General features: G+C 47.0%; 14 protein-coding genes. 4 read left to right on the top strand and 10 right to left on the bottom strand.

Annotated elements, in window-relative coordinates; translation table 11 throughout:
• Positions 1-19: 19 nt before the first annotated feature.
• The 3 genes from RMO27_RS21750 to RMO27_RS21740 are packed head-to-tail and all read right to left on the bottom strand — an operon-like array spanning position 20 to position 4,842.
• Positions 20-1,786 (bottom strand): ferritin-like domain-containing protein, encoded by a 1,767-nt coding sequence (locus RMO27_RS21750; protein WP_309736525.1) that lies wholly within the window; start codon positions 1,784-1,786, stop codon positions 20-22.
• Positions 1,783-3,120 carry a radical SAM/SPASM domain-containing protein gene (locus tag RMO27_RS21745; protein WP_309736523.1) on the bottom strand — a complete coding sequence of 446 codons (1,338 nt, stop codon included), beginning with the start codon at positions 3,118-3,120 and terminating at the stop codon, positions 1,783-1,785. The genes RMO27_RS21750 and RMO27_RS21745 overlap by 4 nt, the downstream gene beginning before the upstream one ends.
• A 57-nt stretch (positions 3,121-3,177) precedes the next feature.
• On the bottom strand, positions 3,178-4,842 hold the full coding sequence (locus RMO27_RS21740) for a hypothetical protein (RefSeq protein WP_309736521.1): 1,665 nt from the start codon (positions 4,840-4,842) through the stop codon (positions 3,178-3,180).
• A 159-nt stretch (positions 4,843-5,001) separates the two neighbouring features.
• Between RMO27_RS21740 and RMO27_RS21735 the strand changes: the two genes are divergently transcribed.
• A complete protein-coding gene (locus RMO27_RS21735) occupies positions 5,002-6,321 on the top strand; it encodes a hypothetical protein (RefSeq protein ID WP_309736519.1) in 1,320 nt (439 codons plus the stop codon).
• 66 nt (positions 6,322-6,387) lie between these two features.
• On the opposite strand, the gene RMO27_RS21730 is transcribed toward RMO27_RS21735, so the two are convergent.
• From RMO27_RS21730 to RMO27_RS21720, 3 genes are all read right to left on the bottom strand, one after another.
• The gene (locus RMO27_RS21730) at positions 6,388-7,053 is read right to left on the bottom strand and encodes a class I SAM-dependent methyltransferase (protein ID WP_309736517.1); all 666 of its coding nucleotides are present in this window, start codon (positions 7,051-7,053) and stop codon (positions 6,388-6,390) included.
• Between the two features lie 100 nt (positions 7,054-7,153).
• Complete coding sequence (locus tag RMO27_RS21725; protein WP_309736515.1) at positions 7,154-8,317, bottom strand: pentapeptide repeat-containing protein; 1,164 nt, start codon at positions 8,315-8,317, stop codon at positions 7,154-7,156.
• Entirely contained in the window at positions 8,314-8,445 is a 132-nt protein-coding gene (locus tag RMO27_RS21720; protein ID WP_309736513.1) for a hypothetical protein, read from the bottom strand. Before RMO27_RS21720 ends, RMO27_RS21725 begins: the two co-directional genes overlap by 4 nt.
• Before the next feature lie 172 nt (positions 8,446-8,617).
• On the opposite strand from RMO27_RS21720, the gene aroA reads away from it, so the two are divergent.
• A complete protein-coding gene (gene aroA, locus RMO27_RS21715; protein ID WP_396133782.1) occupies positions 8,618-9,955 on the top strand; it encodes a 3-phosphoshikimate 1-carboxyvinyltransferase in 1,338 nt (445 codons plus the stop codon).
• Here the strand turns inward: aroA and RMO27_RS21710 are convergent.
• The 4 genes from RMO27_RS21710 to mnmG all read right to left on the bottom strand — a co-directional run bounded on the left by RMO27_RS21710 (position 9,950) and on the right by mnmG (position 15,219).
• Positions 9,950-10,486, bottom strand: a complete 537-nt coding sequence (locus tag RMO27_RS21710; protein WP_396133781.1) for an O-acetyl-ADP-ribose deacetylase — start codon at positions 10,484-10,486, stop codon at positions 9,950-9,952. The two genes, aroA and RMO27_RS21710, sit on opposite strands and share 6 nt — an antisense overlap.
• A gap of 198 nt (positions 10,487-10,684) precedes the next feature.
• A complete protein-coding gene (locus tag RMO27_RS21705) occupies positions 10,685-12,700 on the bottom strand; it encodes a hypothetical protein (protein WP_309736509.1) in 2,016 nt (671 codons plus the stop codon).
• Positions 12,701-13,114: 414 nt separating this feature from the next.
• The gene (locus RMO27_RS21700) at positions 13,115-13,240 is read right to left on the bottom strand and encodes a hypothetical protein (RefSeq protein ID WP_309736507.1); all 126 of its coding nucleotides are present in this window, start codon (positions 13,238-13,240) and stop codon (positions 13,115-13,117) included.
• Positions 13,241-13,308: 68 nt separating this feature from the next.
• Positions 13,309-15,219 carry a tRNA uridine-5-carboxymethylaminomethyl(34) synthesis enzyme MnmG gene (gene mnmG / locus RMO27_RS21695; RefSeq protein WP_309736504.1) on the bottom strand — a complete coding sequence of 637 codons (1,911 nt, stop codon included), beginning with the start codon at positions 15,217-15,219 and terminating at the stop codon, positions 13,309-13,311.
• A 186-nt stretch (positions 15,220-15,405) separates the two neighbouring features.
• Between mnmG and RMO27_RS21690 the strand changes: the two genes are divergently transcribed.
• Both RMO27_RS21690 and RMO27_RS21685 read left to right on the top strand, forming a co-directional pair.
• The gene (locus RMO27_RS21690; protein ID WP_309736502.1) at positions 15,406-15,705 is read left to right on the top strand and encodes a type II toxin-antitoxin system HicA family toxin; all 300 of its coding nucleotides are present in this window, start codon (positions 15,406-15,408) and stop codon (positions 15,703-15,705) included.
• Between the two features lies 1 nt (position 15,706).
• A complete protein-coding gene (locus RMO27_RS21685; protein ID WP_309736501.1) occupies positions 15,707-16,039 on the top strand; it encodes a type II toxin-antitoxin system HicB family antitoxin in 333 nt (110 codons plus the stop codon).
• Positions 16,040-16,044: the final 5 nt, after the last annotated feature.

Below are 16,044 nucleotides of genomic sequence, written 5' to 3'. Positions count from 1 at the left end.
TATTAGGACTAGAGAGTTTTTAAAAAAATGGAATTCCCAATCCAGTAAGTGCGATCTGTTTGGCAATTACATCCAAACCAATCATTTCCTGACGGGCAGCAACGATACTGCCAGCGTCTTCCATATCGCCACTTTGATACGCTGCTCCCAGGTTGGCAAGCAGCCGATAATAGCCAGTGAGAGCTTGCTGTGCCTCGGCATTATCGCTAGGTGCGGGGGTAATATTTCGTAGATAGGGAGGTACAAAATTATTCGGCGCGGAGTCACGATCGTACGAGCTGAGAATCGTTTGAACTTCACTAAACTTGCTGAAATGTTCCACGCCATCGGCAATAATTTTGCCAGCTAGTTGATATAAACTCTCTGGATACTGTGGCTGTCGCAGCGTTGCCAGTACACTTGCATATTGACCATCAATGCCACTACTCGGAGCTTCGACCGTGATAAAGTCAGTTAAAGTAGCGCGATCGAGTGGACGTAATTGGCGTGGCCGAACTTGACCATTTGCTATTGGAATTTCGGTAGCAACTTGCAGGGCTGGGCCGAAATTACCAGTCAAGATGCCGGTATGATCTAGTTCCCACAGGAGCTGATTTACCCACCGCAGATGACGCATTTCACCAACAGCAATTAATAGCAACTCATGACGCACAAACGTCAGATCGTCACCAAGTTTCGGCCAGGTATTGCGATCGATCTCGGCAGGAGTCAGCAGGGAGTACATCGCATAGAGATACTCCAAACACAGCACATGTTCTAACCCGGCGAGTTCGACCAATTTTGCGGCTAACTCATCGGGATTTGCATAGGGATTCGCACTCTCCGCCGTTGGGGCACGATAGATTTGGGAAATTTCTTTACCTTTGAGCACGATCGCTAATTCTTGCCATCTGGTGCTAATCTCATAGTGATCCATCTGGAAAGGGCGATTATCGCGATTAGATCCGAGCGCAGATGCCCGACTGGCTGGCGTGCGATCGGATCTGAGCCAATCGATCGGGGTATTCGCGCGGACTGGATCGGCAGAGGCTCCAGACGGCAGCGTCGGTTCGCCGAGGACATCTTCACCGAGGACGATATCGGGATGGTTAGAAGCCCAGTAATGGCAGCCACAGTCGCGGAAATCGTGTTGCCACGGCGAACAGAGACTTTGAGTGAGTTCGCCTGGTTGATAGACTGACTGGATCGTACCAGTGCGATCGTCTACAAACACCCGTCGCCAGCCATTCAATTCGACTTCGATGGTCGCTGGTGGCGTTTCGGCAGGTGCCGTGCGCCGTGCGAGTTTAATTTTGACTAAACCAGGTTCGAGCGAACGGACGAATCGCCATACAACTGCGCCACCCAATGGTTGTTTCGTCCCATCTGCGGCTATTTCAAACAAGGGAATCACAATTCCCTGTTGTTCCAGGGCATCGAGATACCAGAAACTGGTGGTAGTGCCATCCGAGATCGCATTACCAGCTTCGCCCTGAAGAGCCGCCCGCAGTTGTTGAGCTACTGGATCGAGCACTGGATTGTTAGCTTGGTTGAGATCTGGATCGCGGCGTTCGAGATTCAGCAGCCGCGCCCCACCACGCATGATATTGGGCGTCGGACTATCACTTTCCGAAATAAATTCAAACACCAGTCCGGGAAAGAAGCGACGATCGAGGTTGCGTTGGTCGAATTCTAGTCCGGGAAAGCAGTTGCCAACACCACTTTCCAGGCGGGTAGTGACGGGGTTGCCAACTACTTGTCGATCGGCTCTGGCTGTCAGGTTGCGGGGGAAAATTTTCTCGCTCATGGCTGTGGTGTGGGTGAGGTGTTAAATAGATCGGGGCGGATTGATAACAGGCGATCGTAATAACTCAAACAGTATTCCAGCCACCCGCGAATATAGTCACAACTATCGCGCCCAGACTTAATCACTTCGGCATGACAGCCGCCACCGCTCAGGTACCGCGCCCAACAAGAGCGGCAGGGTTCCTGACTATCGACTAACCGCGATTGAAGAAACCGTTCGCGAGCTGAGGCATCTAAACCATCGGCGAGTGTCCCCAACGCAAAGCGGGGATCGTCGATCGTCCGATGACAGCTAAAATAATTACCTTCCGCGCTGACGGAGACATAATTGGCCGCCGCACCGCAGGGGAGTGGCCGACAAGCACCCCGATGGATTTCTTTGAGAGCTACGGCCAGGTTGGAGAATCGAAACTGCCCGCCAGCTACTACCCGTTCCCATTCCGCCTCGGCAGCGCGAATCATTTCCTGGAGAAAAACTGACCAGTCAGCGGGCGTAAACACTAGTGCGGGGTTAGGACTCGTCCGCAACGGACTGATGCCGACTTCGGGAAAACCGATCGCGCACAGAGCCTCAACCCGTTCTAATACTCGCAAATCATCGCGCGCGATCGTCGATCGAGCGGCGATCTTGGCGCGACCGGGATTTGCCAGCAGCGGTTGCAGGTTGTGGACGATCTTGGCAAAACTGCCCGCACCCTGACGATCTGAACGATGTACATCGTTCATCCCCGCGTCACCATCGATGCTCACGGATACAGCAAAGGCATTTTCCCGCAGTAATGTCAGATCGTCTGGCGTTAGCAGCGTGCCATTCGTCGTCACCGAAAAGCCGACGGAAACACCGCAATCCGCTGCAACTGTTTTGGCAGAGTCTACACTCTGGTAGAGAGTGGCACGATTGACAAACGGCTCGCCGCCAATGAAACCGATCGTCACGCGTTTTTTGGGGGCATTCTCGATAAATTGTTTGATGGTGGCTAGGGCAATGTCGGCGGACATCGAGCGTTGCGCTCCGCCAAATCGACCTTCATCAGCGTAACAATAGCTACAAGCAAGGTTGCATGATTGAGCTAAGTTGAGGGAAATCGCACTCGGTTCGGTATCGGCGTGCCAAGCTTTAGTTAACCGATCGGTGACGGGCAGAGCCGCTTTAAGTTCGGCGATTGCCGTTTCATCCCCATTATTTAGGGCTGTAAAAAAATCGGTACTGATTTCAAATAACTGGCTATTTTCCATCACCAATACTAATGGTTTTTCACCAGCGATCGGATGAAACCAAGGTTGGGGAATTTGCGCCCGTTCATCTGGTAATAAGACTTCAGAAGGAGATTTCATCTAGTTTGCATACCTCTGGTTCGAGATTTGAATCGTCGATCGGGATGCTCGGCGGTGCTACTCTGGTTGGGGTTGAGCGCGACGGGCTAATACTCTTTCGACATGCTGACGGACGGGGGTGATGGCTGGAGCTGTCGAGGCTACAGCGGATCTGGCTAATGCAGTTGTCTCTGGCGCACGCAGTCGATCGACCAGCTCCATAATTTGTTGGTATTGCCGTCTGGTCAGCGAGAGTGCCGTGGCATCAGAATCGCGCATATAGGGCGGCATTCGCATATCATGCAGCCGATCGCGTTCGATCCGAGCATCCCGAAAGCGGGGATTTGGATCTGGGGCTGGCGGTTGGCTCAACTCGGAGACTGCGCCATAGGGCGGACGCAATAGTTGCTCGACCCGCACGCCAAAGGTGCGCAAGAAATCAGTCAGAGCTTCAACATCTGTCAGTGAGCCATGAACGGCAGCAGCTACCGATGAATAGGGTAAGCGATCGTGTGCCACGGGTTTAGAAATCAGATCGGGCACCTTATCGGCATAAGGTCGATCTCGCTCGGTCATCGTGTCTCGATCGATATATGGCAAATTTAGACTTTTACCAGGTAGACTACTGCTAGAGTTATCATTGATCGCCCACGCGCGATTGGCATCGAGATTGAGCAAGCTTAAGGTCTCGAATACCCGCTGGAACAGGTCGGCGATTTCTTGAGTGGTGAGGGCATCATCTACTCCTGGCAACGGCAAGTCGCGATCGGTCAAATCATCAGCCAGCGAGAGGAAGGGACGACGATCTGGCGCAAAATCTGGAGGTGCCGAAAAGAAGCGCGCAGTGGTCGTAAACCGTTCGCCACCGATCGTCACAATTGCTCGAATCGTGCCGTCGCAAGTATCATCAACAACTCCCCAAGATCGATCGCTACTAACCGGAATAGTCACAGACGCACCATCATAGGTATCAAACGGCTCGGGATTATTAAACCGATTAAAATCAGCATCGTAAGTCAACCAGGTCGAATTCTGATTCAGAATCCGATTGACGGCGGGAACGATCTCATGAATTTTGCCCGTGCCTGGTGCGGGGCCAGTGGTAGCGATTGGCGGCCCATAAATATGACCGGAAGCTGGCGTAAATCGCAAGCGCAGGACATCTAAATTTACGCCCATCTCTTCGATACTAACCGGACGGATCGCCTGAATCGTACCCAGGGGAATCGGTCGATCTGGAAATACTAACGGTTCCGAACCTGCGCCGCGAGGACTAGTGGCTAATAATGCATGGCGGTGATTGTCGCTGGCGCGAATTTCCAGTCTGGCACTAAAGCCACAAGTCGGATCGCCAGTGCGCCGTGCTGCCTTCAAATTTGCGGCTTCCACTAGATAAGAAACAGCAGCTAATGACGCATCGAGCTGTTGCAAAATTTCACCGGTCAGCGGGACTTCTGACTGTGCGCCATCATCAGCTTGCACTCGCGCCCACAACTCAAAAAACGGTGCTACCGGACGAAATAAACCTTCATCTTTGAAGTGAATAATACTGGGTAAATAGGGTCTGGCCGAACCATCGGCTTGAATTTCGAGGCTAATTGCTGGTGAAATTATAGTCTTCGCTGCGCCTCGAAGCGTTGGGTCTTCCTGCCAAGTGAAACTTTCGAGTGGATTGTTGCTACCACCTACGCGCGCGATCGCCATGGGCGGATAAAAGAATACTTCAAGTAATTGAAGCTTCATGTAAACCTCCAGTTGCAGCACAACTTTAGAGAATTTTCAGGCATGAGACAAAAGTAGCATTAATACAGCGATACAATCATTTGTAGTTAACATAAATTATCTTCATCAAATTTCTGATCGGGGAACTCGTGCCGAAAATTGATTCATGCCGGAGGTCTAATGAACACCGATTGTTTGGAGAATGAGATTGCGATTGCCGGTGCGGGGATCGCCGCCGCAGCAGTCGCAATCCAGTTGTTGCGGGATGGCTTTCGGCCGGTATTGATCGATCGAGGATTGCCAAGCAGCAAAGGAATTGAGGCAATTTCCGAGTCTGCTTTGCGGTTATTTGCCGCCTTAGATCTGCTGCCAGCACTGGAACAGGCTGGCGGTGTGTGGGTAGCAGGATTTGAAAATGCTTGGCAGAGTCATGAACCAATCCTCCGTTCGGGCAGGTACCTTCATGTCGATCGGACGGCTCTATTGCAAGCCACGATCGCCACCGCGATCGATCGCGGTGCTGTACTCACAGCGTGTCATACCCTGCCAGCAATCCGGATCGCCGGCGATCGCGCTTACGTGACGATCGATCGGGTCGAACGGCCATTTGCAGCCGCGATCGATGCTACCGGACGCTCGGCAATCTGGTCGCGATCGATTCGATGGCAGCAGCAGGAAATCGCCGAGATTTATGATGCTATTGGCGATCCAAATTGTTTACGGGGGCGGATCGCCCGGATCGCGGATGGATGGGTGTATCGCCTCGGACTTCCCGATCGCATGACCGTTGGGGTGGTGAGATCCCAGCGGCTACGGGGACAGATCGACAATGCCCTGGTGAACGCCAGCTTGGATTTGCCAAACCACACCCAGCTCAGATTCCTAGGGCGACGACCAGCTGTTCCACAATGGGCAGCAGCACCAATTCAAGACTGTCGCATCGCGGTTGGTGATGCCGCTTTGGCCTCAAACCCGATCGCCGGACAGGGGATCCGGTTTGCACTCTCATCCGCCCTGGCGGCGGCTGCGGTGGTAAGAACTTGGCGCGACTCACCAGCAAATCGAGCTGGGGCTACTGAGTTTTACAACGAGTTAGTAGCGACAGAACGACAGCAACATCTCGCGAGTATCGATGCTTTATACTTTAACGAACCAGTATCCACTACCAACCACCAACTATCCCAGCCAATTCTCGATCGAACTAATCTACCAGCTACAGTTTGTTTCACTGGGCAAATAAAGACGATGAATCTGTACATTGATGGTTTAATTCAACCTTCAGCAGCATTGATCTTAGCCGATGGAAAAGCTGTTCGGTGGCTGGGAAATTTTGACCTATTAACCTTGCAAGAATTTGGTAGAGAACCAATTGTAACGGCGATCGCGATCGAGCATTTAAGATCGACCTCGATGAGTCAAGAATCTGCACTCTCATTAATTCAATGGTGTTTGGAACATCAGATTTTTGCTAGCATTCCCGCTCCACAATCCACGCTATGAGTTAGAAGATCGCCCTAGAGATCGGCAAAATCTGACTTTTCAAACATCTGCCAATCCTCTATTTATCTATTTTTTCCTGGCGATCGTCAATCCATCCCCGATCGGAATTAAACTAATCTGCACGCGATCGTCGCGATAGATTTGTTGATTGATTTGCTTAATCGCCTGAGTGCGTTTATCGTCATCCATCGCTGGATCGATAACTCGGCCATACCAGAGGACATTATCAACTAGAATTAATCCACCCTGCCGAACTAATTGAAAACAGCGATCGTAATAAGCCGCATAATTATTTTTATCGGCATCGATAAAAGCGAAGTCAAAAGTACCCGCCTCACCATTCGCCAATAATCGATCGAGTGTTTCTAATGCTGGGGCGATCTGCAAATCGATCTTCTCACTCACTCCTGCTAATTGCCAATATTTGCGCGCGATCGAGGTAAATTCATCACTGACATCACAAGCCACAATCCGACCATCATCTGGTAAATTTAAAGCTACCGACAGGGAACTATAGCCAGTAAAAACGCCGATTTCCAAACACTTCTTGGCACCAATTAACTGCACCAATAATCCCATTAATTGCCCTTGCTCTGGCGAGATTTGCATATTGGACAAAGGATGTCGATCAGTTTCCTGCCGCAGATGAGCTAATACTTCTGGTTCGCGGACAGAATTAGCTAGTAAATATTGATAGAGGGTTTCACTTAAACCAATAGATCGATCGGACATATTTTAGATGGTAGGGAATAGGTAAAATTTCAGATGAAAATATCACTAAAAAGATGATCCTTAAGCATTCTAATGATTTAATTCCATCGGTAGGGGCAATTCATGAATTGCCCCTACCAATCTTGCTTGCTTCGATCGGTCGATCGGGTTTAAGTAAAGCATCGATTGCCGGATCGTAGATGCCTAATTCCCAATTTTGAGCTTGTTGGATTTGGACAATCTGGAGATTTTTAACCTTGCGAAAATCGGCTTTGTTGAGGTTAGCATCTGTAAGATTGACACCAGACAAATCAGCACCACTGAGATCGGCTTTCGTGAGATTGGCTTTGCTCAAAGTTGCGCCTCGAAGATTGGCACCGATCAGGATCGCACTCGTGAGATTGGTATTGCCCAAGCTCGCATTTGTCAGTATCGCACCATCGAGAGTGGCATCACTGAGATCGGATTTATTGAGATTAGCTTCATTCAAATTCGCCGCACTGAGATTGGCATTACTCAAGTTGGCTTGAATTAAGTTAGCGCGATCGAGTTGAGCTTTGGTCAGGTTGGCTTCATTCAGATTAGCATGACTGAGATTGGCTAATTTGAGACTTGCTGCCTGTAAATCAGCTTTAATCAAACTACAATTATTCAGCTTAACTCGATCGAGCCGTGCGCCGACGAGAGTGGATTCGCACAGATTGGTAAAGCTCAGATCGAGAAACTGCTCCTCGGTTTCGAGATCGATTTTGCGGCGGGCGATGGCGGTTAAGGCGGCTTGTGAGTCAGTCCGAATTGCGGGCGGCTTGGCGACGGAATCTTGTCCTTTAATGTTTTGTTTGCCCCGCACGAAGGAAGATAATACTTCCATAATCGTCCAGCCATCGCGCGGCGAGTCATTGGCAATCCGTTCGAGAGCGTAAATCCCACCGATTCTAATCGTTTCTTCTTTATTGCCCAATTGCTCGATCGATCGCGTAAATCGCTCGGTAATCAGCCGATTTTCACCTTGGGAAAAGTTCAGAAATAAAATCGAGCCACCAAAGATCGTCGCACCTGTACTCAGACTCGCAATCATCAACCGAATGAGTTCCAGGAAAAAGCTGCGGCGACTGAGTTTTTCTGCCGATTGCAATTGCGCGATCGCGGCTTGCCAATTAGCATCGGGATCGACAGTGCCCCCACCTTGCGCTTTCCACATTTCATAGGCTTTCGCGCGAATGATTTCCGGCGCAATTGCCCGATCTCCAGTTAAAGATTGCCAAAATTTACCGATCGTCTTCATTCTTGAGAGATGTACGCGATACTCACACCTGTAAACTTTACTACAACCGCGATCGTTACTTCGAGATCGAGATCTGGACATTTACCACAAAAATCAGCTAAAGCTTGGCGTAGATCCAAGGTACCCACAGATCGCTACTTTCACTGGGCTGGTAAGGTGTCTAGGATATCGAGTCATGCCTGGTTCTTGCCAAGGACAATGCTCCACCAACAGTCAATAATTTAATCTGTCATACTTTTAACTCGATCGCGATCGCGTGTCGCTTTAGAATAGACATTTAGACTTTTTGCTAAAATTGCTGTGATAACTCTGCAACCCTTCGATCGTCATCAAAGTTTAACTGTTACTCCCACCCCTACAGGGGTATCGCTTCAGGGTCGATTGCAGATTCCTGGCGATAAATCGATCTCCCATCGGGCGTTGATGCTCGGAGCCTTGGCGGAGGGCAAGACGACGATTCGGGGCTTGTTATTGGGAGAAGATCCGCGCAGTACAGCGGCTTGTTTTAGCGCGATGGGCGCGCAAATTTCGGAACTAAACACCGAGCTAGTGACCGTGACGGGAATTGGCTTGGGGCAGCTCCAAGAGCCAGTGAATGTCCTCGACGCTGGCAATTCGGGGACGACGATGCGGCTGATGCTGGGGATCTTGGCTTCTCATCCCGATCGATTTTTTACGGTCACTGGGGATGACTCCTTGCGATCGCGTCCGATGTCGCGAGCAGTCGCGCCCCTGACGGAAATGGGCGCGCAGATCTGGGGGCGCAAAGGCAACTCGCTGGCACCCCTAGCTGTGCGCGGACAGGCATTGCAACCGATTCACTATCATTCCCCGATCGCGTCAGCTCAGGTCAAATCGGCGGTTTTACTGGCCGGATTGATGACTTACGGACGCACCACGGTGACAGAACCGGCACTATCGCGGGATCACTCCGAACGGATGTTGCGCGCGTTTGGGGCGCAAATCGATGTCGATCCAGAGACTCATAGTGCGACCGTTACGGGTTATCCGACGCTTACTGGGCAACAGGTGATCGTCCCTGGCGATATCAGCTCGGCGGCATTTTGGTTGGTCGCTGGATCGATCGTCCCTGGTTCGGAATTGTATATTGAAAATGTCGGTATCAACCCAACCCGCACGGGGATTTTAGTCGCCTTGGAGTTAATGGGTGCCGATATTAGCCTCGAAAATCAGCGGGAAGTCACTGGCGAACCCGTGGCAGATTTGCGCGTCAAACACAGCCAATTGAAAGCTTGTGAAATTAGTGGCGATCTGATTCCCAGACTCATCGATGAAATCCCGATTTTGGCAGTCGCGGCGGTATTTGCCACCGGCACAACTGTAATTAAAGATGCTGCCGAACTGCGAGTTAAAGAGAGCGATCGATTGCAAGTAATGGCGGCAGCTCTAACTAAAATGGGTGCCAAAATTACCGAGTTACCTGATGGTTTAGAAATTACAGGTGGGGGATCTTTAATTGGTGCCGAGTTAGATAGTTTTACCGATCATCGGATTGCCATGAGTCTAGCGATCGCAGCGGTAATGGCCACAGGGACAACGACGATCCACCGCGCTGAAGCTGCATCAATTTCTTATCCAACTTTCTTCGATTCATTACAGAGCATTATTAAGTCATAGCATCCCAAATGCTTCGACATAAGTATCGTAATCAGCATCATTAAAGCAGACAAAACTAACGCCAGCGATCGAGTCAGCTTGCGCTAGAAATGCATACACCGTCTCTAATGCTACCTGAGCGGCCAGAGCGATGGGGTAGCCATAAACACCACAACTAATCGCTGGAAACGCGATCGTCTGGATCTGATTTGTGACTGCTAAAGTCAGACTCTCCTGGTAACAACTCGCGAGTAATTCTGGCTCGCGATCGTGTCCGCCGTGCCAAACAGGGCCGACGGTATGAATTACATATTTAGCCAGAAGTCGGTAGCCTGGAGTGATTTTAGCTTGACCTGTTTGGCAACCATTTAGTTGTTGACAGGCGGCTAATAATTCCCCTCCAGCCGCACGATGAATCGCCCCATCGACACCACCGCCACCCAAGAGCGAACTATTAGCAGCATTGACGATCGCATCGACAGTTAATTTGGTAATATCGCCCTGAATAATCCCCATCCGTTCCGATGGCGTTGCGATCGATTCCATGTTCATGGTTGAAGATTAATTATTCTGATTCGGAAGCTAGTTCCGAGATTGGACAAATTATATTGTAACTATATAAAACAATCTAGTAATCTTCTTCAAGATAGAGATGTCAAGCGAACAACTAACAAAACATCTGTTATCGATGTAATCTGGGATTGACTCTCTTCGCTCGATTCACGACACAATCTATATTTTAGATCGTCTTTAGGGTAAATTGAGCTTCCTGAACAAAATTTGGTTGCGTTTTTTAGCATCGCCAATAAGTTTTTCAAATGACATAATTTCCATGTAAGAATTGAAGTTATTATTAAATCCAAAATATCCCTGAAGATCCGGAGTTCTAGTAAGTCCTCCATTTCTTGCGAAACTTACAATTTCTGCGGTTAGATCGCAAATTATGTATCCATAAAAAGGTATTCCTGCTGGAAGAGTTACTAGCCTTCCATTTTTATCTTTAAATTTACCAGATTGCATTTTTTCAATATATCCTTGAACTTGAGTGATCGGATTCTCATCTGCACCATAGCTTTCTCTCATTGGACGTTTGAATTCCAAAATTACGATAGAGGAGTAGGGCTGATTCAACTCTCCTTCAACAAAAGCAACTGGATTATTGAAAATAACCATGTCTGGTCTTTCTGCTGATTCAACAGCTAAATTTTCTATTGTTTTGAGTGGACGATCTGAAGCAAGATACTGATGATAAGACAGCTTTTCATCAACAATCCAAAGATTGTGCGTCTCAAATTGAATGGCATCAGAGGTAGAATTCAAAGGGAAGATAATTCTATGAATATCTTTTTCTAATCTATATTTACCATTTTCATCTTTCTCTAGACTTTTCTCAAAAATATCTATGATTATCTTTCTGTGAACAACATACTTTGATAAATTAGCTGCTCCTAAATCGTTGTATTGCTCTAGAAATTTATAATATTGCTCCTGATATTCTGCGTAATTAGAGAAATCAGGACGATCCAAATTATTCAAGACTTGCTGTCCTTGTTCTTTTAGAGAAATTTCATATTCAAGCATATTTCTATGTAATTCTATATCAAGCTTTTCTTTTGGAAGATTAGGTGGAATTTTCTCCAAAAGGTCTGAAGCATATTTAAGTAAAGGTCTGTAATAAGGAGCCTCACTAAAGATATAATTTCTGATTTCTTGCTCCTTTGAATCTCTGATTTCTTCAAGATATGGAGAAAGTTCAATTTTAATAATATCCAAAGCTTTTTGTCTGATAAGATCGAAATATATTTCCTCAAATTCCAGCAAGTAATCTATATTATTTGGAGCAATATTAAACCCTGTTCTTTCAGAATTAACAGATTCATCCAAATAACTGCCTGTTAGATATGCAAAATATACAAAGTTTTTACCTTGTAGATCTTTGATCTTCTTTTTATCAGGTAAGTCTCGTATATGTTTATTAATTTTTTCAGTCAGTACTTGTCTACTGTTGGCGCAGTAATTTATAGTATGATCTCTTTCTTGAGTATCATAAAATCTTAAAGTCTTGACAATAAAGCTGTATTCATTTATGTCAAATTTACTTTCTGTGAAACCAACCTTTAAGTATGTTTTAAAATAGTCATTTAGGTCGATTCTCTCTGAAGTATCATGAACAACTATTTTTGGACAATTATCCAACATAAAATATTCAATCAAATGTTCGATAATTCTTTTCGCAATTAATTCGACTTTATGAGGACACTTAACCTTGTATTTGCTTACGAATAACTTTAGAGATACAGAGGTTTGTCGCTCGGTATCTTTTGCATCACTAATTGTATGCTCAAATATTCCTTCACCAGCAGGTGTAAACTCAAATCTTCTTTTCTTTAATTTACTATCTTCCGAAAATACGCTACTAATAGTGACATGGTTGAATACTTTTAGCCAGATAAATCTACCAATTCCTTTCGATCCACGATCGAGTTTTAGTGTACTGTCTGACGTGCGAAAAGACATGTAATTTTTTTCGTTAAAACCAATTCCATTATCAACAACAGTAAAGCCATCAACTAATGGAAGTTCACTATTGTCAATTAAATCTAGCTGGCGATTCTCTCTGTCTATATAAATGTCTACAACACCATTGTTTATTCCTAAGTCTTCAATTGCATGAATTGAATTGACGATAGCTTCAAACAAAGGCATAAGTGCTTTCTCAGGACTTAAATTAATATTTCTCAGTTTGCCCTGCACATCTGTCCACATCATAATTGAACTCGTTTTTAAATGATATTTGTTTCAATAAAACTAAACAGTAATGGTTTGTTAATTATTATTGGTATTGCTGAATCGAGTTGTGAAGTCTTAATATTCTGAAAACTAAATAAATTTAGATAGATGCATTATTTATTATAAAGAAAACTCAAATCATGTTCTTGACTAGTAACATCTAATATAAAGCTACGCGGCTATCTCACGTTGGTTTCCCCATTGTCGCATCTCCTCATAAAAATTGACCAAGTTAATCATCACACCTATAACGGTACATGTTTACTAATAAAAATGCAAGATCGGCAATAATGCTGAGGCAGTAAGATTTTCCTTTATCAAGATATTTTTCTGGGCTTCGAGAGACTGTATCGTCTTGCAGGGAATGGTTCTTTCGAGTTCCTTCAAACGTTATTGTTGGTAGTGTGTGGGTACCGTCGAAGAGGTCGAGCGCACTAATATCGCCTCTACAGTTAATTTGGTAATATCGCCCTGAATAATCCCCAGCCGTTCTGATGGCATTGCGATCGATTCCATGTTCGTTACAGCACTTTTCTTGGCGATGAATTAGTGTAGATCGACTAATTGTTTGTCCACTTAACAAATTAATGGACAACTGCCGCTGGTGTTTGGCGAGCGCGTACTTCGAGCCAAATCAACAAAGCATTGATATCTGAGGGATTGACACCACCGATGCGGGTAGCTTGACCGATCGTTGCTGGTTGGACTTGGGCTAATTTTTCGCGCGATTCTTTGGATAGAGTGCCGATCGAGTGATAATCGATATTCGGTGGTAATTTGCGATTGGATTGTTTGCTGACTTGGTCGATTTGATGTTGTTGGCGACTCAAGTAGCCAGCATATTTGATCTCGATTTCGGCTCCCTCTTGTTCGGCAATTTCTAGATCGTTATTACCCAATTCAAACTTGATTAAATGGGGATAATGCAATCCTGGGCGACGCAATAGTTCGGCAAGCGTAATCGAACCTTTGATAATCTCTCCAGTCGCTGCCGTAATCGCTTGGCCTATCGGTTCGAGTTCTTTAACTCTGGTTTTTTCCAACCGCTCTTTTTCGGCAATAATCTGCGCTTGTTTGCTGGTAAATAACGCCCACCGCCGATCGTCAATCAGGCCGATTTCTCGACCTAATGGCGTCAATCTTTGGTCGGCATTATCCGATCGCAATAGTAACCGATATTCCGATCGACTAGTCAGCATTCGATAGGGTTCGCGCAAATCTTTGGTACACAAATCGTCAATTAAAGTCCCTAGATAACTTTGTTCGCGCGCAAAGACAATCATCTCCTGCTGGTTGACAAATCGCGCGGCATTTACCCCCGCGACAAATCCCTGTCCGGCGGCTTCTTCATAACCAGTGGTGCCATTTACCTGTCCCGCACAAAATAGCCCCTCAATTTTCTTGGTCATTAGGGTGGGATAACATTGCGTCGCGGGTAGATAGTCATATTCCACCGCATAAGCCGGACGCAACATCACGCACGCTTCCAGCCCTGGCAGCGTCTGCAACATTTCCACCTGGAGACTTTCGGGCAATCCAGTCGAAAAGCCCTGAATATACAACTCCGGAATCTCGCGTCCTTCCGGCTCGATGAAAATCTGGTGACTTTCCTTGTCGGCAAACCGGACGATTTTATCCTCGATACTCGGACAATATCTCGGCCCTTTCGCATCTACCCAGCCACCGTAGACGGGTGAGAGATGGAGATTTTCGAGAATCAGGCGATGGGGTTCGTGCGTCGTCAGCGTCAGATGACAGGGAATCTGTTCTTTTTCGATCCATACATCGGGATCGAAACTAAACCACCGCACGCGAGCGTCCCCTGGTTGTGGTTCCATTTTAGAATAGTCTACCGATCGCTTATCAACCCGCGCCGGCGTACCAGTTTTTAGACGCCCTGTTTCAAACCCCAGACGGTGCAAGGTTTCCGTCAATCCCGTCGCGGCAAATTCGCCCGCCCGTCCAGCGGACATCGATTTATTACCAACCCAAATCGTCCCACCGAGGAATGTCCCCGTCGTCAGAATTACCGCCTGACACTCAAACGCCACGCCAAAATAAGTCTCAACGCCAATTACCTTGTTATTCGCATCCAAAACTAGATCCGTCACCATTCCTTCCCGAATGGTGAGATTGTCCTGATTTTCGACAATATTCTTCATCACCGCCGCATATTCACGCTTGTCCGTCTGTGCGCGCAATGCCCACACCGCAGGGCCTTTTGAGTCATTCAAGACCCGTTTTTGGAGGTATGTTCGATCGGCCATTTTGCCAATTTCCCCGCCCAGTGCGTCGATTTCATGGGTAAGCTGGGATTTGGCAGGGCCACCGACGGCGGGATTACAGGGTTGCCAACCGATTTTGTCGAGGTTGAGGGTGAGTAGGAGGGTGCGACAGCCGAGGCGGGCGGTGGCTAGTGCGGCTTCACAGCCAGCATGTCCGGCACCAACAACGACAACATCAAAGGCATCTTGGAATTTTACGTCGGGATTCATAATTGATGGGGGAGGAGCTTAAATTTGAACTATTCCGCCCTGGAGCTAGAGGTGCGATCTGGTCTATCCTCTATTATATTCTGCTGGTCGATCGATCTTTTAGTTGTCGAATCTCGATCGGACGATCGATAATATATTTGATATCATTTATAGATATCAGCGATCGCTCTGGGCAATCTAAAATACATGCTCGACGACTTAAACAGCAAGCAGCAGAAAACGCTCCTGGATATTTTCACAAATCCGCTCAAGTCCGATATTCCCTGGAAGAATATCGAGACGTTGTTTGTAGCATTAGGTGGTGAAGTATCTCAGGGTAGAGGATCGAGAGTCAGGGTGATAATCAATGGAGTAAGGGCAGTTTTTCATCAACCACATCCACAGCGAGAAGCACCTAAAGGCACAGTCAAAGGAGTGCGAGATTTTCTAAAGAGTGCTGGAATATCGGATAGTAGCGATTTGTTTCCAGAAGATGAGGATATTTGAGATGCTAAATTATAAAGGCTATGTCGGATCGATCGAAGTTGACGTAGAATCGGGATTATTACACGGGCGAGTGTTAGATATTCGAGACGTAGTGACTTTTCAGGCTACAACTGTCGCCGAAGCAAAACAGGAGTTTCAAATATCTGTTGATGAATATTTAGATTTTTGTGCAGAATTGGGGCAAGAACCAGAAAAACCATTTTCTGGCAAACTGCCATTTCGCACATCCGCCGAACATCATCGCCTGATTTTTTTGGCTGCTAGTAAAGCGGGTAAAAGTATGAATGCTTGGATGGATGAAATTTTGGTGCAGGAAGCAAGAAATGTTATTTAGGATTT

This window comes from Chamaesiphon sp. OTE_75_metabat_556 (assembly GCF_031378165.1).
Classification (GTDB): Bacteria; Cyanobacteriota; Cyanobacteriia; order Cyanobacteriales; family Chamaesiphonaceae; genus Chamaesiphon.
The sequence above is the reverse complement of the archived record's forward strand: the minus strand, read 5'-3'. Positions and strand labels throughout refer to the sequence as shown.